This is a genomic window from Rhizobium sp. PP-CC-3G-465 (assembly GCF_004343445.1).
In the GTDB taxonomy this organism is placed as follows: Bacteria; Pseudomonadota; Alphaproteobacteria; order Rhizobiales; family Rhizobiaceae; genus Ferranicluibacter; species Ferranicluibacter rubi.
In genome coordinates, this window is the sequence record NZ_SLYH01000001.1 from 1540686 (window position 1) to 1558115 (window position 17430).

General features: G+C 61.6%; 12 protein-coding genes. 2 read left to right on the forward strand and 10 right to left on the reverse strand.

Annotated elements, in window-relative coordinates:
• Positions 1-40 precede the first annotated feature (40 nt).
• The 3 genes from C8J33_RS07215 to C8J33_RS07225 form a co-directional block, all read right to left on the reverse strand.
• Positions 41-829, reverse strand: a complete 789-nt coding sequence (locus tag C8J33_RS07215; RefSeq protein ID WP_165929756.1) for a WecB/TagA/CpsF family glycosyltransferase — start codon at positions 827-829, stop codon at positions 41-43.
• A 364-nt stretch (positions 830-1193) separates the two neighbouring features.
• Positions 1194-2456, reverse strand: a complete 1263-nt coding sequence (locus tag C8J33_RS07220; protein WP_132663576.1) for a hypothetical protein — start codon at positions 2454-2456, stop codon at positions 1194-1196.
• Positions 2457-2510: 54 nt separating this feature from the next.
• Positions 2511-3800 carry a cellulase family glycosylhydrolase gene (locus C8J33_RS07225; RefSeq protein WP_132663577.1) on the reverse strand — a complete coding sequence of 430 codons (1290 nt, stop codon included), beginning with the start codon at positions 3798-3800 and terminating at the stop codon, positions 2511-2513.
• A gap of 330 nt (positions 3801-4130) precedes the next feature.
• Here C8J33_RS07225 and C8J33_RS07230 point away from each other — a divergent pair, with 330 nt between their 5' ends.
• Complete coding sequence (locus C8J33_RS07230) at positions 4131-5144, forward strand: NAD-dependent epimerase/dehydratase family protein (RefSeq protein WP_132663578.1); 1014 nt, start codon at positions 4131-4133, stop codon at positions 5142-5144.
• 141 nt (positions 5145-5285) lie between these two features.
• Here C8J33_RS07230 and C8J33_RS07235 read toward each other — a convergent pair whose 3' ends face one another.
• Both C8J33_RS07235 and C8J33_RS07240 read right to left on the reverse strand, forming a co-directional pair.
• On the reverse strand, positions 5286-7556 hold the full coding sequence (locus C8J33_RS07235; protein ID WP_132663579.1) for a polysaccharide biosynthesis tyrosine autokinase: 2271 nt from the start codon (positions 7554-7556) through the stop codon (positions 5286-5288).
• A 292-nt stretch (positions 7557-7848) separates the two neighbouring features.
• Entirely contained in the window at positions 7849-9060 is a 1212-nt protein-coding gene (locus C8J33_RS07240; protein WP_132446736.1) for a polysaccharide biosynthesis/export family protein, read from the reverse strand.
• Positions 9061-9420: 360 nt separating this feature from the next.
• Here C8J33_RS07240 and C8J33_RS07245 point away from each other — a divergent pair, with 360 nt between their 5' ends.
• Positions 9421-10116 (forward strand): metallophosphoesterase family protein, encoded by a 696-nt coding sequence (locus C8J33_RS07245; RefSeq protein WP_165916886.1) that lies wholly within the window; start codon positions 9421-9423, stop codon positions 10114-10116.
• A 213-nt stretch (positions 10117-10329) separates the two neighbouring features.
• Here C8J33_RS07245 and C8J33_RS07250 read toward each other — a convergent pair whose 3' ends face one another.
• The 5 genes from C8J33_RS07250 to C8J33_RS07270 form a co-directional block, all read right to left on the reverse strand.
• Positions 10330-11016, reverse strand: a complete 687-nt coding sequence (locus tag C8J33_RS07250) for a sugar transferase (RefSeq protein ID WP_245508050.1) — start codon at positions 11014-11016, stop codon at positions 10330-10332.
• A 518-nt stretch (positions 11017-11534) separates the two neighbouring features.
• Positions 11535-12701, reverse strand: coding sequence for a nucleotide sugar dehydrogenase (locus C8J33_RS07255; RefSeq protein ID WP_280953113.1), 1167 nt, complete (start codon positions 12699-12701; stop codon positions 11535-11537).
• A 197-nt stretch (positions 12702-12898) separates the two neighbouring features.
• Positions 12899-13894 (reverse strand): UDP-glucose 4-epimerase GalE, encoded by a 996-nt coding sequence (gene galE, locus C8J33_RS07260; protein ID WP_132663580.1) that lies wholly within the window; start codon positions 13892-13894, stop codon positions 12899-12901.
• Positions 13895-13960: 66 nt separating this feature from the next.
• The gene (locus C8J33_RS07265) at positions 13961-16279 is read right to left on the reverse strand and encodes a Tex family protein (protein ID WP_132663581.1); all 2319 of its coding nucleotides are present in this window, start codon (positions 16277-16279) and stop codon (positions 13961-13963) included.
• A 77-nt stretch (positions 16280-16356) separates the two neighbouring features.
• Complete coding sequence (locus tag C8J33_RS07270) at positions 16357-17358, reverse strand: glutathione S-transferase family protein (RefSeq protein ID WP_132663582.1); 1002 nt, start codon at positions 17356-17358, stop codon at positions 16357-16359.
• Between the last annotated feature and the right edge of the window lie 72 nt (positions 17359-17430).

The following is a 17430-nucleotide window of genomic DNA, read 5'->3' on the forward strand; positions in this document are numbered from 1 at the left end:
AAAGCGCATTTTCCAGCGATTTCAATAGGTAATAAGTGGCTTACGCTCTGGGCTTCGGCGCATTCGCGTTCCGCGTCTGCCGCAACGCAATATAAAGAGCGACCGGATTCGTCGTGAGGTAACGCCAGAAAAGCTGTCGGGGGCGCAGCACCATGCGGTGCAGCCATTCGAGGCCGATCTTCTGCAGGAACAGCGGGGCCCGCTGGTAATGGCCCGCAGCAAAATCGAAACAGCCACCGCATGTGATGATCCAGCGACCTTCGAAATGGTCACGGATCGCCAGCGAGACGAGCTGCTCTTTCGGCTTGCCGAGGCCGACCCACAGGACGTCGGCTTTCGTGGCATTGATGTCCGCGACGACGCCCGGCAAGGCGGCCTCATCGAAATAGCCGTTGCGATAACCGGCGATGATCAGCTGGGGATAGAGGAACGTCATGCGGGCGACGCATTCCTCGATGACAGCGTCGGTCGCGCCGAGAAAATAGCAGGAAATGCCGTTTGCCTGGAAACCTTCGGCAAAATCGTAGAAGAGGTCGGTGGTCGCGCTGCGTCCTCGCACCGGCGTCGTCGTGAGCAGGCGCGACACCATGACCAGCGGCTCGCTGTCGACGTGCACGACGTCCGCCTTCACCAGGCTCTCCGCATAGCGCGGATCGGATCGGCAGAGGCCGACCGCATGGCCGTTGAGATCGAACAGAAGGCGCGGTGCATGGGCTGTTGCGTCGAGCGTCGTCTGTACGACATGCTCGGTCAGTTCGGCACGGCTCTTCCGCGTAACCTTGACCCCGGCAACGATCACCGAATCTTCGTTTTCTGCTTGTTTCGGCACGATGCGTTCTTTGGTCGGAGCTAGAAGGGTACTCACGCGTTCCGGCATCCCGCAACATTCGTTTCGTCGGCGGACGAATGGAGAGAGAGAACCGTCGGCGCGGCAAATCGGGCGATGTTAACCCTTTGACGGATCGACCCTGACAAGCATGCGTTCAGACAGTGCATTCTAAGGCCCCCTTCCTCTCATGCGCCACGATACCTAGTCTAAGTTAAGCATCACTAAAAGATATTTTATGAATGGAAATTTCAATATCCGTCGTGGTGAACGCAATGGGCGTGCACTCCAATGTTTATGACTGAAAACACATCCGACGAGCGCGTTTTCACAGAACCACTCAACCGTCGATGTGCGACGGCAATCATCAGACAGGGTGGTCGAACAGTTGCTTCTGGCGCGTCAGGCGAAAGACGAGCGCCGTCATCACCACCTCACCTGCGATGATGCCGACGATCGAGGCGATCGGGCTTACCGTGTAGATGATGACGGCCGCAATCATCATGGTGACGGGTGCAGCAATGAGGCTGGTCTGTGCGAGAGGTTTGAACTGCCGCGCCGCCTGGATGAGGCTGCTTGCGGGAATGCGCATCGACTGTATGAGGACCACGATGAACCAGAGGCCGCAGGCGACATAAAGCGTGCTCGCCTCGTAGGGCAGGCTCGCGACCTTGTCATGAAAGATGAGGGCGACGGCGACCGCCAGGACGACATTGCCGGCAAGAATCGTCAGGACGATGCGGAGGAACGATCTGGCTGTGCCGCGAGCCCCCTCGACATCGCCCTGGGCGAGTTGCCGCGCCATGATCGGCCGCTCGATGAGCATCAGCGAGGGCAGAACGACCGTCAGCGGGCGCCAGAACAGTGCGGCGACGGCGATCGGTGCAAAGGCCTGCGGCCCTGCCATGAGCGTGACGAGATAGGCATGGCCGTTGGAGGTCATTTCCGTGGTGACGACGCCGAGAAGCGCCCATCGGGACTGGCCTTTCCAGACGCCGGCATAGTGCGAAAGCCGGCTCCTGCCATCGACTCTCTCCAGCGACAGCCAGAGATAGATCGCCGAGAGGCTGGCGGCCGTCGCCACCGTGATGCTGGCCACCAGAAGCGTCTCGCCCAAGTGTCCCAAAAACATGACGACGCAACCGATGACGACGACGGAGGCGTAGATCAAGTCGGAAATACCGGTCGATTTCACCCTGTGACGCGCAAACTCCGCACAGCGAAAACCCCAGCGGAGCGCCGCGGCAAAGGTGAACAAACCCATGAAGAGCGTCACAGCCAGCGGCATGTCGAACAGGAAGCCGGACCCGATGGCAACCAGGCCGGCGAGCACAGAGAGAATCGCATCCACCTTCATGATGGCCAGATACTCCGGTTGCCAGTCCGGGGTGCCCCTGTTGAGGGTGATCGAGAGCGGCGTTCCGCCCATGGCATTCACGATGCTATAGCTGAAGGCCGTGAGCACCTGCCCGAAGATGAAGAAGCCGTAGTCGGCCGGCACGAGCAGCGGAATCAGCACCAGCGACAGAAGAAAGTTCGACCCGGCGATCGCCAGCGTTCCCGCCATCGACAGGCTGACACGGCTGGCTTTGGCCGCGACCGACCGCAGCAGTAAGACGGGCTTCGTCATGAAATCCTCAAGATCCGGAGATGGTTTGGAGCGGCAAGGTCGCCGGCTTCAGCTTCAGGGGTTGTTCAAACCGAGCGAGACGAGCATGTCCGCGTCCTGTTCGCCGCTGGCCTCGTCGAACAGGCCGAAATAACTGCCGTAACACCAATAGGACCAGGGAATACCGTTCGCCTCGGCCTCTCTGCGTACCGCAGACAGCCAGGCAAGCCGATCGGCATTGTAATCGGACAGAAGACCCGATTTTGGCCTCGGCGCGCCGAACTCGCCGAGATACAGGCGTTCCCTCGGTATGTCGTAGCGCTCCGCCCAGGCAAGCGCGCGCTCGAAGTCCTGCCTGATATCACCGGCATCGTAGCCACGGGCATAGTAGACGACGAGCTTCCAGAACCGAGAGCCGATATACCCCCAGGACGACGGCGTGCTCCAGAGATCGGCGACGCTATAACCGAATGCGAGGACCGATTCGCTTGCCCCTTCCGCAGTGGCCGGCCATCGAAACAAAGGCGGATACCGGGCGGCAAGATCCTGCGTCACCGGCGCGTAGCCCTGAAAGATGAACTCGGGCGGCGAGTAGTAATGCACGGAATAGAGAAGATTCGGATCGTCAAAGCTCGAGGGGTCGAGCCGAAGCAGACCGAAGAGGCCTCCGCCACAGGCACCGGTGACCACGAGCGTATGATCCGGCGCAATGCGACGCGCGACGGACACCAGCGTTTTCAGGTACCCTTCCCAAAGCCCGACCGTCTGGCATTCGACCTGCGGTTCGTTGAAGAGCTCCAATGCCACCCAATCCGTGGGACGGCTGGCCGTCCTCTCGGCAAACGCGGCAACAACGCGCGTCAGAGCATCGAACATCCCCGACCCCTCGACCAAGGACTGGGCGTCGTAAGGGTAGTCGCGGCCCCTGTCCGGCGTGTGAATATCGACGAGAACCTTGAGGCCGAGCGCGGAAATGGCATCCACCTGGGCAAAGACGTAGTCGGCGCGCGCCTGCAGCTCCTCCGCACTGGCAAGCACCAGGGGGCCGACATTGACCGGGAGACGGACATGGTCAAAGCCCATGGCCTTGATGCCCGAAAAGTTCGAAAGCGGGAAATAGGACCCGACGGTAACGTAGCCTGCGCCAGGGAACCGGCCATTCTTCAGTGCCGTCGGCTTCCAGAGAAAGGGAAAGACATTCACGCCCTTCTTCACGCGGAAAGCGGGCTGCACGTCATCGGCTTTAGCAATGGGCGTCGTGAGCGGGGAGACGGCAACGACGAGGGCAAGAACGGCTGCAAGAAGACTGCGCCAGAAATCGCGACGTGCGGTGAGAAACTGGGGAACGTGCGGTCTGCCGATCACGGAGTCTGCACCAAAAGACCGCAACCATCCGCGTGGCGGGAATGCCCAAAGACGATTCGGATGGCTGGATCGTCCAAACTGCACTCCTTCGGAACCTTTTTTGGAGAGGTCATCGCCGTCGCATCCGCACCAATTGGCAGGCTGGTTGCATGAACCGGCCGGACATCAACTTTGCGAAATCTACATTAGATATTTTTCATCTTCAAGCTGTGTCCTGCCTTGTCCCATGTCGACAGGTCGCCTTGTGCGGGTTAAAGGCCCATGGCGTGGCATATGATCGGATCTTTCCGATCGGGCGACGGTCTCTTCGCAAGCCTTGATTGGATGAGCATGCGCTATTTTATTACCGGAACCGCCGGCTTCATCGGCTTCCACCTCGCTCACCGCCTCGTCGGTGAGGGCCATACGGTCGTCGGATTCGACGCTATGACGCCCTACTACGATGTGGAACTGAAGCGGAAGCGGCACGCCCTGCTCGAGCGGTTCGAAGGCTTTACCGGCGTGATCGGCCGGCTAGAGGATCGCGTTGCGCTGGCGGCGGCCGTAGAGACGGCAAAGCCCGATGTCATCCTTCATCTCGCAGCTCAGGCGGGCGTTCGCTACAGCCTGAAGGAGCCGCGCTCCTACATCGATTCGAACCTTGTCGGCTCGTTCAACGTCATCGACATCGCGCGGGACATCCAGCCGCAGCACCTGCTCATCGCCTCGACGTCTTCGGTCTACGGTTCCAATGAAAAGGTGCCGTTCGAGGAGGATGACCGCGCAGACGAGCCGATGTCCCTCTACGCGGCCACCAAGAAGTCCATGGAGCTGATGGCGCACAGCTATGCCCATCTCTTTGCCGTGCCGACGACGGCTTTCCGCTTCTTCACGGTCTATGGCCCGTGGGGACGGCCAGACATGGCCTTGTTCAAGTTCGTGGAAGCCATCCGTCAGGGACGCCCCATCGACGTCTATGGCGAAGGGCGCATGAGCCGCGACTTCACCTATATCGATGATCTCGTGGACGGCATTCTTCGGCTGTCGCAGGCCGTTCCCTCGGAAGCCTCCCGCCTCCGCGATGGCGCGGTGGCCGACAGCCTGTCGCACCATGCACCGTTCCGCACCGTCAACATCGGCGGCGGTCAACCGATCGAACTCCTGACCTTCATCGAAACGATCGAGCAGCGGCTCGGCCTCAAGGCCATCAAGAACATGCTGCCGATGCAACCCGGCGATATGCAACGCACCTACGCGTCGCCCGATCTGCTCAAGGCGCTCACCGGCTTCCAGCCAAAGGTGACGCTCGCCGAAGGCGTCGGCCGGTTCGTCGATTGGTATGACGAACATTATCCGCAGGCCTGAGACGGCCGGACCAGCGAGGCGTGAGACTCTCATTCCCACTGTCGTGTCGCTGGCTTCAGAGATGAAGAACGGCGCTCTACGGCGCTTGAAACCTTGAGCAACCGAACCGGCGCTCCGTGAGAAGCGCCGGTCCGACATTGGCTATTTGGTTTCCAGATAATAATCGCCATAGCGACTGTTGTGGTAGAAGTTCTCGTCCTGGTGAAGGTAGAGCTTGACCTTGCTCAGATCGACCTTGTTCAGGATGACGCCTGCGCATTTGCGCATGATGGAGGGGTGCGTCTGGACGGCCGTGCGAACGATCCGGCGTGCGGTCGAACCCCATTCGATGATCATCAGGAAGCTATCGATCTTGCTGGAGATGGCGCGCGCATCGACCACGGGGCCGAGCGGCGGGAGATCGAGCACGATGTAATCGAAGGTCTTGGAGAAAGAGGCCAGGAGGTCGTTCATCGCGCCCGACGAAAGCAGCTCGGCGGAGAACAGGATGCGCTGCTTGATGATGGTCGGCAGGAAGACGAGGCCGGTTTCCACATCGGTCAACAGAACGTCTTCCACCGATTGGCTTTCACTGAGCACCTCGTAGAGGCCGCTGCGGGCATTGGCACCGATGGCGCGCGTGGCGCCGGGATTGCGCAAGTCGGCGTCGATCAGCAGTGTCCGGGCACCTTGCTTGGCCAGATGCTGGGCGAAGTTCACGGCGACCGTGGACTTGCCCTCCCGTGGGAGGACCGAGACCATCCCGATGACCCGGCCGGACTTATGCCCCGCCTTGAAGTCCGCCGCGATCTTCGCGCTGCGGATCGTTTCCGCAAAGGACGAGAGCGGATGATCGATGATGTAGCGATCGAGATTCGATTTGCTCAGCACCCCGCGGGGGCCGACGCGAGACGCATCCAGCTTTGAGCCGCCTGCCTCGTGCTTTTCCAGCGGGATCTGGCCGATGAACTCCATGGAGAGTTCCTTCTGAACCTGCTCACCCGTGCGGAAAAACCGTTCCCCGAACTCGCGATAGGCACCGATCGCCGCACCGACGCCGCAGCCCATGACGAGAGCGAGTGCGAGGATCAGCGGCTTCTTCGGGTAGCTGGCATCCTGCGGAGGCTCTGCCCGTGTGACCACGCGCGCAGCGGTCACGGGGAAGCTTTCCCGCTGGCTCGCTTCCTGGAAGCGCTGGAGATAGGTCTCGTAGAGCGTCTTGTAGGTTTCCGCCGCGCGCTCGTGTTCGCGCAGCTGGACGAGATCGTCGTTTGCGACGGCGGAGGTGCTCGTTGCCGCAGCGACCTGGCCTTCCAGGGCCTTCTGGCTCGCCGAGGCGACCTCGTATTCCTGCCGGTAGGTACCGGCGATACGGCGAAGCTCCTTGAACATGACCTCGTCATATTCCTGAAGCTTGGAGCGCAGGAGAACGGCCTGATAATGATCCCGGCCGAAGCGCTTGGAGATCTCGGCCTCGCGCCGGGACACGTCGAGTGCCTCCTGCTGAAGCTTGTTGATCACGGGGCTTTCGAGCGAACCGACGACGGCCGAACGGATATCGCCGCTCGCGACGACGGCCTGAACACTGTCATACTTGGACTTGGCATCCGCTGCCGCACTCTGTGCCTTGACGAGATTGGTGTTGATCTGCGTCAGCTGCTGCTCGCTGACGAGTTCGCCGCCGGTCGCGATCAGGCCTTTTTCCGCCCGGAACTTCTGCACGAGCAGGTCACTGTCGAGCGACTTCTGACGAAGCGCCTCGATCCGCGTCTGCAGCCAGTCGCTGGCGCGCCGCGTCGCATCGAACTTCGAATTGTACTGGTCTTCCAGATAGGCATCGACAATGGCATTGGCGATTTTCGCCGCGGTTTCGGGCGATCGGGAGACGTAATCGACCTCCAGAATATAGGTCCGGCCGACGCGCGATGCGGAGGTGTTCCGCATCAGGGCTTCCTTGACGTCCTGCTTGAGAGCCTCGACGTCCTCCGTTTTCGGCGGCGTGTCCGAAGCGACCAGCGATTTCAGTGTCGTGACCACCGTGGACACGAGCGATGGCGCCCGCTTCTGGAATTCGGGGTCGTTCACAAGGTCGAGCCGTTCGACCACCAGGGTCGCAACGCGCTCGGAACGCAAAATCTCGACCTCGCTCAGCACCGTCGCGTCATCGTCCCGCGTCGGGTAGCCGGAGTTCCGGTTGCCGTCGGAGAGAAGCTGATCGGCGATCTGCTTATTGTCGCCATCGATGAAGAGCGTTGAGGACGCCGTGTATTTCGGCGTCGCCGTGAAGGCAAACGCGGCACCGAGAAACAGCATCAGGATGCCGCACAGCGCCACGATCCTCCACTGCCGTTTGATGGTGGAGACGATCTCGTTGAGATCGATCCCACTCTCGTTCTGAGAAGGAAGGAACTCGCTTGTCTGGGCCTTATCCAATGTCTGTACGCCTTAATGATGCAACGCCGGAACGACTGTTTCGCATCATCATGGCAGAGATCGACAATGTAAAACCAGATGTTTTTTTGCAACGCAGCAAGTTAATACTTAGTAGGTAAAGACTTACACTGAATCAAACGACAGGATACCGCCGCCGCGCGCACTGACGTCTTGCGACTTGGTCTTGCATTCTGCCGTTCACCCTCGCCCCGCTATAGATCAGAGCTTGAAATCGTCTCTCCGTCGTGGACAGGCATCCGGTCTCTTCCGGACGCCCTTCGACATGCTGTTGCTAGAGGTCCTTCACCGCATCGCGCGTTTTCACGACGTCGGTCGAAACGCCGGATGCCGTCGAGGACACCGAGTTCACCACGTCGAGGAACTTGATCAGCTCCGTCGCCTTCGAATTGGTGATGTAGACGATGTCCTTGTCCTGCATCGGGAACTTCTGGATCATGAACATCGCGGAGGGGTCGCGCAGGTTGGCGCGGAACACCACGGGGATCTGATCGCTCGGGTAGCGGCTGACATCGACGTGCAGCTGCTTCAGGAAGTTGCGATCGACGACGCGGTAGAGAAGCACCTGCTCGGGATCGGCACGATTGTCGAGAAGGCCGCCGGCCTTGCCGAGCGCCTCTCCGAGCGTCAGGTCCGCATCCTCGAAGTCGATGCGCCCGTTCTGGCCGGATGCGCCGAAGGCGAGGAAGGTGCGACGCTCACGGTTGACGATCACGGTATCGCCGGGGACCATGAAGATGTTCTCGGCCGGCGTGTTGATCAGATAGTCGTAGAGGACCGTGGCCGTACGCGGGCCGCGCTGCAGCGTGACATAGGTCTCGAGGCGGGGAGTGCTGAGACCGCCCGCCTGGGAAATGACGTCGAGAATACGGTCGCCGGCTTCCGTCAGCTCGACCTTTGCCGGACTGTTGACGTCACCGAGAACCGCGACCTGGGCTGAGCGGCTGGCAACCTTGGAGATGACCACCTGCGGCTCGATGGCGCGATTGGCCAGCAGCTGCTGGAGTTCGTCCTGCACGGAACTCGTCGTCCGCCCGGCAACGCGGATGCGACCGGCATAGGGAATGGAGATTCGCCCACTCTGGTCGATCGTCTGGTTGGGCATGGTGACGAAATTGCCGGAGCGTGAGCCGGCATCGGCCGGAATGAACAGACCGCCCGACTGGGACTCGAACACCGTGACGCTGATGATGTCGCCGATCCCCAAGGGAAGGTTCGGCACGCCGCCGCGACGGTTTCCGAAACTGCCCTGCAAGGTCGGTGTCGTCGCCTGCGCGACATTGGCAAGGACCGCCGCACTGATATCGACGAGCGCGTAATCGACACCAGGACGCTTCCGCGACGCGGACCGTGTGTTCACCACTTTGAGGGCGGCCTGTTGTTCGACCTGTTCCGAGGCGGGACCCGAGCTCGGCAGGGAGGTGCAGCCGGCAACGAAGGTCGTCGCGGATAGGGCGATAGCGCTGATGCACAGACGGTATGACAAGAAACTCTCCTGCAATAGGTCGTGCAGACCAGCGACCTTCAATAGATTACGATGAGCGACTGCCGGGTGCGGCGACTTGAGACCACCCAGCCATGCCCAAGGGCATTTCGAGAATCACACACTCCAAAAGCGTCTTCTAACGCAAGAATGAAGAGTCGTGGTTAAGCAATCATTAAATTAACGTCAACGACTTTAGATCTTGAGATTTTAGTCATTTAACGCCTTGCCTACACGACTATCTTGACAGGGACACGATGTACAGTGATGCCTTAAATAATGTGGACGCCTTGGAAACAGAATTCACAGCGTAGAGAGAGGCCAGCCGCCTCTCGACAGCGACTGGACCTTCGACAGTGGGATATGGGTGGCAGCATCTATGTCGTCCCCGACATTCACGGCTGCCTGCATGCCCTTCACGAAGCCGAACGGCGAATTGCGGCTGATCGCGATGACACGGAGGGAACGGCGATCATCGTCTACCTCGGAGACTATGTCGACCGCGGGCCGGACTCTGCGGGCGTGATCGAGCACCTGATCGAGGGCTCCATCGAGAAGGCGCACCGGATCATGCTGTGCGGCAATCACGACCAGATCTTCCACGCCGTCCTCAGCACGCAGGCGGACCCGCGCGGCTGGCTGTCGCTGGGCGGACGCGAGACGTTGCGCTCCTACGGCATGTATGATGCGGACATCAATCGGCTCTGCGCTTCCCCCCGTAAGCTGGCTGAGGCCGTGCGGTCGCACGTTCCCGACTCGCACAAGCTGTTTCTGAAACTGCTGCCGGTCGCAGCCAGCATCGGCCCCCGGCATATCTTCGTTCATGCCGGGCTCTACCCCGGACGGCCGCTCGACCTCCAGACGGACAAACACCTGATGTGGATCCGCGAGCCCTTCCTCACCGACGGCCCGCAGATGCCAGTGGTCGTCGTCCACGGGCACACGATCGTTCGGGAGCCCGAGTTTCGCGAGGATCGTATTGCTCTCGACACCGGGGCCTTTCGGAGCGGTCGATTGACCGTCCTCAAGATCGCCAACGGCGTTACCAGCCTCATCTGATCGGCTTTGTGGCGTCGTCGCCCCGGACGACGCCAAACGGGCACACCTGCAGCAGAGCCATTGTAGCGGGCCTTCGCCTGCAACGGCAAAAACGAAAAAGGGCGCCCGACCGGCGCCCGTTACAAACATCATCTTATGGGAATATGGGAGCGTGTCACCAGGCGGCGGATCTCTGCGGCCGCGTGGAAAGCGCCCTGCCAGCGCGTTTGCGTCTTAGAACCCGCTACCGCCGCGCAGCTCGGACATGACCGTCCGGCCGATGATGCTCATGTCCATCCAGAACGAATAATTGTGCATGTAGTAGATGTCGCAGGCGATGCGGGCGCGGGCCTTGGCAGCGTCCGTCGTCGGGCCGCGCAGGCCCCGGACCTGAGCGAGGCCCGTGAGGCCCGGCTTGATCCGGTGACGATCGTGATAATGCGGCACGAGGTCTTCGTAGAGACGGTCAGCCGCCAGCATGCCGACGGCGTGGCAGCGCGGGCCGACCAGCGACATATGCCCGAGAAGCACGTTCACAAGCTGCGGAAGCTCATCGATGCTGGTCTTACGAAGGATCGCCCCGAGACGCGTAATCCGCGGATCGTTCTTCGTCGTCTGCGCGATGCCGCTCGCGTCGCAGAGATCCGTCCGCATGCTCCGGAATTTGTAGATGCGAATACGCGTGCAGTTCACGCCCCAGCGGACCTGGCTGAAGATCGGCGAGCCCTTGCTTTCCAGCCGGATCGCGATGCAGACGAGAACGAAGAACGGCAGCAGGATCGCCAGAGCCGTGAAGGAGACGGCGATATCCAGCGCGCGCTTCGCCGCCAGATGCGCCGTGCGGCTTCCGGAATGCCCGACGGTCGTCAGCGGACCGCGATAGGCGGCTGGCGAGGTCGGAACCGCGGTCACATATGTCATCGCACCAAACTCCTTCATGCCAACCTCCGAGCGAACGCATCTTCATGCTGCATCGCAATATGCCTCACTCTAAATCAGGAGTCACTAAGCAATATACACTTGATTAACTATGGACGGCTGCTATGCACCACACGCATGGCTGGCACATCGCATTTCCCTACGCGGCCAGGGAAAGCATGTGGATACCGCACGCCTCCAGTTGGAACGCACGAAAATGAACCGTTTTTTAGCTGTGTCTTCTGGAAGTCTCGGGTTTGGAGGCCGTTTGGGCCGGATTTAACGGCGTCATAAGATGCGTGCGCCTAGGGTTCCAGAAACGACCTGGAGAGCCCGATGTCCCTTCGCCTCAAGAGCCTGTCCGCTGCCTTCGGCTTGTCGATCGCAACCTGGAGCCTCATCCTGCATGGCGTCAGTTCGCTGTGATGGACGACCCTCATGCGGCAAACGAAAAGAGCGCACGCCGTTTCCGACATGCGCCCTTTCATCTCATGGGTACCCTGCAGCGAACCTGATCCGGCTCAGTCCGAACCGAAAAGGTCACGCGTGTAGACCTTTGCCGCCACGTCCTTCAATTCCGGCGTGTAACGATTGGCGACGATGACGTCGCAGGTTTCCTTGAAGACTTCGAGATCGCGGATCAGGGGGGATTTGAAGAAATCCTCGCCTTGCAGCGCCGGCTCGAAGACCACGACCTCGATACCCTTCGCCTTCAGCCGCTTCATGATGCCCTGAATGGACGAATCCCGGAAGTTGTCCGAGCCCGCCTTCATGACCAGGCGATAAATGCCCACCCGCTTCGGATTGCGGCGCAGAATGCTCTCCGCGACGAAGTCCTTGCGCGTCGTGTTGGCGGTGACGATGGCGCTGATCAGCGCCTGGGGCACTTCGCTGTAGTTTGCCAGCAACTGCTTGGTGTCCTTGGGTAGGCAATAGCCGCCATAGCCGAAGGACGGGTTGTTGTAGTGCGTGCCGATCCGTGGATCGAGGCCGACGCCGTTGATGATCTGGCGTGCGTTGAGGCCGTGAAGCTCCGCATAGGTATCGAGCTCGTTGAAATAGGCGACGCGCATGGCAAGATAGGTGTTGGAGAAGAGTTTGATGGCCTCGGCCTCGCTCGAATCCGTGAGGAGGATCTGCACGTCCTTCTTGATGGCGCCGCCGAGCAGCATGTCGGCGAAGGTCTGCGCCCGCTCGGACTGCTCGCCGACCACGATGCGCGACGGGTGAAGGTTGTCGTAGAGCGCCTTGCCCTCGCGCAGAAATTCCGGCGAAAAGATGATGTTGTCACGTCCGAGGCTCGCGCGCAGGCGCTGCGTGTAGCCGACCGGGATCGTGGACTTGATGACGATGACGGCCGTCGGATTGACCGCGAACACGTCTGCGATCGCCGCTTCGACGGATCGCGTATCGAAGTGGTTGGTCACCGTGTCATAGTTCGTCGGCGTCGCCACGATGACGTAGTCGGCCCCGGCATAGGCATCGGCCGTGTCGCCGGTTGCGCGGAAGTTCAGGGAGCGGCCGAGATAATCCGAGACCTCGGGATCGACGATCGGCGACTGTCCCGCATTCAGCATGTTCACCTTGTCGATGTTGGTATCGTAGGCGACCACCTCGTTGTGCTGTGCCAGCAGCATCGCATTCGAAATGCCGACATAGCCCAGACCTGCAACTGCAACTTTCATCATCACTCACTTTCTAAAAAAGACGGACCTCCAACGACATATCCTAATATTCCGGGTGATGGACACCTTAAATATCTTCAGCGGCAGCTTACCGTTTTACGTCCTGCATGTTGCAGACACGACGAGACCTCTCGCAGCACGGAAAAATGCTGCGGACACCAATGCGAAGGCAGGGGAATGTCGAGACGCGAGCAGCTTTACTAGTCGGTAGCGTTCCGGCGCGAGAGGCGGTCTTCCCAATCCAAAGCGTGGCGAACGATCACGTCGAGATCGTCATATTCCGGCACCCAGCCGAGTTCCTTCATGGCAAGCGCCGGGTTCGCGACGATCATCGCCGGGTCGCCCGCGCGGCGGGGAGCAAAATCGACCGTGAGATCCGAGCCGTTGACGCGCTTGACCGTGTCGAGAACCTCGAGCACCGAGAAGCCGTGGCCATAGCCGCAATTGGCAACCAGGGAGCCTCCCCCGGCACGCATGCGCTGCAAGGCTTTGAGATGCGCCTGTACCAGATCCCAGACATGGATGTAGTCGCGCACGCAGGTGCCGTCCGGCGTCGGATAATCCGTGCCGAAGACGCTCATGGAGGGGCGCTTCCCGAGCGCCACGGCGCAGGCGATCTTGATGAGATGGGTCGATGTCTTCGACGACTGGCCGGAGCGGCCCTTCGGGTCGGCGCCCGCCACGTTGAAGTAGCGCAGCACCGTATAGGTCAGGTCGTGCGCGGCGGCGGCGTCGCGCAACATGATTTCGGTCATCAGCTTCGAGGAGCCGTAGGGCGATTCCGGGCGAAGCTGGACGGTTTCCGAAACGGGCTCCAGCACCTCCGGCGTGCCGTAGACGGCAGCGGTGGAGGAGAACACGAAATGCGGGATGCCGGCCTCGACGACGCTGGCGATGAGCGCGCGCGACTTGACCGTGTTGTTCTCGTAATAGCCGAGCGGATCGCTGACGCTGTCGGGCACGACGATCGATCCGGCAAAGTGAATGACGGCGTCGATGGCGTTCTCGGCGAAGATCCGCGACAGCAGTGCCGCATCCGCGATATCGCCCTCGTACATCCGCGCTTCCGGCGCGATCGCCCAGCGGAAACCGGTGGAGAGCCGATCGATGACCACGACCTCCTCCCCCGCTTCCAGAAGCGCCCATACCATATGGCTGCCGATATAGCCGCCACCGCCCGTCACGAGTACTGCCATGCGTCCCTCACGTCTGTTCCTGCATCAGGTATGAAACGCCTGCCGGGAAATGACAAGCGTCACGCGTTACTTCCGCTTGGTCGCCCGCAACAGCGCCTCGCCCAGCGCCCCGGTGGCGGCTGGTGCCGGCTTCTCCTGCTTGATCGGTCGATGGTCGCGCCGGGGCTCGGGCGGAGATGCAGGCCGCCCACCCGCCTCGCCGCCATCCTTGCGCATGGTCAGGCCGATGCGCTTGCGCGGCACGTCCACCTCGGTCACGCGCACCTTCACCACGTCGCCGGCCTTTACCACCTCGTGCGGATCTTTCACGAACCGGTCGGCGAGTTGCGACACATGCACGAGTCCGTCCTGATGAACGCCGATATCGACAAAGGCGCCGAAGGCGGCGACATTGGTGACGGTGCCCTCCAGCAGCATGCCCGGTTTCAGGTCCTTGATGTCGTCGATGCCGTCGGCAAAGGTCGCTGTCTTGAAGCTCGGGCGCGGGTCGCGGCCGGGTTTTTCGAGTTCCGACAGGATGTCGCGAATGGTCGGCAGGCCGAAGCGGTCGTCCACGAAGACCTTTGGGTCGAGAGACTTCAGGAGCTGGGAATCGCCCATCACGGTGCGGACATCGCGGCCGCAGGCGGAAATGATCTTCTTGGCGACGCCATAGGCTTCCGGGTGGACCGAGGAGGCATCGAGCGGCTCCTTGCCGCCGGGAATGCGCAGGAAGCCTGCGCACTGTTCGAAGGTGCGTGCGCCGAGGCGCGGCACCGTCTTCAGTTCCGTGCGGGTCTTGAACGGGCCGATCGCATCGCGGTGCGCGACGATCGCCTCTGCCGTCGAGCGGCTGAGGCCGGACACGCGCGCGAGAAGCGGCGCGGATGCAGTGTTCAGATCGACGCCGACGGCGTTCACCGCATCTTCCACCACGGCATCGAGCGAGCGGCTCAAGCGGCCCTGATCGACATCGTGCTGGTACTGCCCGACGCCGATCGACTTCGGCTCGATCTTCACGAGTTCAGCCAAGGGATCCTGCAGCCTGCGGGCGATGGAGACGGCGCCGCGCAGGGAGACGTCGAGTGTGGGGAACTCATCGGCGGCCGCCTGCGAGGCCGAGTAGATCGACGCGCCCGCTTCTGAGACGATGACCTTGGTGGGCTTCGTGCCCGGCAATGTGGCCAGCATGTCGGCAACCAGTCGCTCGGTCTCGCGGCTGCCGGTGCCGTTGCCGATGGAGATCAGTTCCACCTTGTGGCGGGCGACGAGCTTGGCGATCTCGGCCTGCGCGCCGCGCACGTCGTTCTTAGGCGGAAAGGGATAGACCGTCGTGGTTTCCAAGAGCTTGCCGGTTCCATCGATGATGGCTACCTTCACGCCGGTACGAATACCCGGGTCGAGACCCATCGTGGCGCGGGAGCCGGCGGGGGCTGCAAGCAACAGATCCTTGAGGTTTCGCGCGAAGACGTGGATCGCCTCCTCCTCGGCCCGCTCACGCAGTTCGCGCATCAGGTCGAGCGACAGCGACATGGAGAGCTTGACGCGCCATGTCCAGCGGATGACCTCCATCAGCCATTGATCGCCGGGCAGACTGCCAAGCTGATAGGCGGCAGCGATGATGCTTTCGACCGGTTTGACGGGCGACGGATCGGCTTCGTCCACGATGATATCGACCGAGAGGATTTCCTCGTTCCAGCCGCGCAGCATGGCCAGCGCCCGGTGGCCGGGGGCTGTCGCCCAGCGTTCGGAATGGTCGAAATAATCGGAGAATTTCGCGCCGGCCGCTTCCTTACCGGCCACGACCTTCGCACGGAGAAAGGCGCCGCCGCGCATATGGCCGCGCAACCGGCCGAGTAGGTCGGCATTCTCCACGATGCCTTCGGCAACGATGTCGCGCGCGCCTTCGAGCGCCGCCTTCACGTCCGGCACTTCGGCGGAAAGGAACGAAGCGGCGCGGTCCGCGGGCGGAATGCGGCGATCGAGAAGAATGGCTTCGGCCAGCGGTCCGAGGCCCCTCTCGCGCGCGATCTCGGCTTTCGTGCGCCGCTTCGGCTTGTAGGGGAGATAGATGTCCTCAAGCTCCGCCTTTGTCGCAACGGCGGCGATCTTGCGCTCAAGATCGTCGGTCAGCTTGCCCTGACCGCGGATCGAGTCGACGATGGAGTTCCGCCGGGCTTCCAGCTCTCGCAGGTAGACCAGTCGTTCGGCGAGCGTGCGCAGCTGCGTGTCATCGAGGCCGCCGGTGACTTCCTTGCGGTAGCGGGCGATGAACGGCACGGTGGCACCGCCATCCAGCAGTTCGACGGCTGAGACGACCTGCGCCTGCGTCGCCTTGATCTCCTGCGCGATCAGGAGTGCAATCGGCGGAACCGTCCGCGGGGACGTTTGTGCTGGCTGCGACATGAGGCACGATCTCCTGTTTCCGAATCGGGCGGACCATAGAGAGATCAAGCGGGAACGCCAAGCGCGAGAGAGGATGCTCAGACGCGCTGGACGATCCCCTCGCCCGCAAGCCCATCCCGGCCATGCGGGCTGGTGAAATCGAGATCGGGGCCAAGGGGCACGATGCCCGTGGGGTTAATGTGGGCGATGGAGTAATAGCCGCGCTTGATATGGTCGATCCGAACCGTCTCCGCGATGCCGGGCCACTGGTAGATATCGCGGAGATAGGCCTGAAGATGCGGGTAGTCGGCGATGCGGCGCAGATTGCACTTGAAGGCGCCGTGATAGGCCGCATCGAAGCGCACCAATGTCACGAACAGGCGGATATCGGCTTCCGTGAGGTGCCGGCCGGCAACATAGCGGTTCCGTGACAGATGCTCCTCAAGTGTATTCAGGGTCGAGAAAACACCGGTGACGGCGTCTTCATAGGCGGCCTGCGTGCGGGCGAAGCCCGAACGATAGACGCCGTTGTTGAGCGTGTCGTAGATCAGCGCGTTCCAGCGGTCGATGTCGGGGCGAAGGGGTTCGGGATAGAGATCGCTACGGTTCCCGGTCAACGCATCGAAGCCGCCGTTGAGGATGCGCAGGATGTCGGCCGACTCGTTGTTGACGATCCGGCCTTCGCGGATGTCCCACAGCACGGGCACGGAGACCTTGCCGGTGTAGTGCGGATCGGACGCCGTGTAGAGTTCGTGCTGGTAGCGGATCAGACCGACGCGCGGCCCGGCATCGGCAGGCGGATCGTAGGTCCAGCCGTTTTCGCCGAGTTCGGGCTCCGAAATGGCGACGGGTATGATGTCGGTCAGGCCCTTGATGCTGCGCATCATCAGCGTGCGGGAGGCCCACGGGCAGATATAGGCGACGAACAGCTGGAAACGCCCGGCCTCTGCCTTGAGCGCGGGCTGGCCCTCCGGTCCCGGGCTGCCGTCCGGGGTGATCCAGCTGCGAAAACTGGTGGGCTCGCGATGGAAGGCGCCACCCTTCATTTCGCCGGCGGCGACATCGCCCTTTTCCCAAACCCCATTCACGAGCTGCGGCATCGGCCGTCTCCTTGTACCTGATATGGATCATCAGGTGACATGACGGATCGGGGCGCACAAGACGGGCGGGAC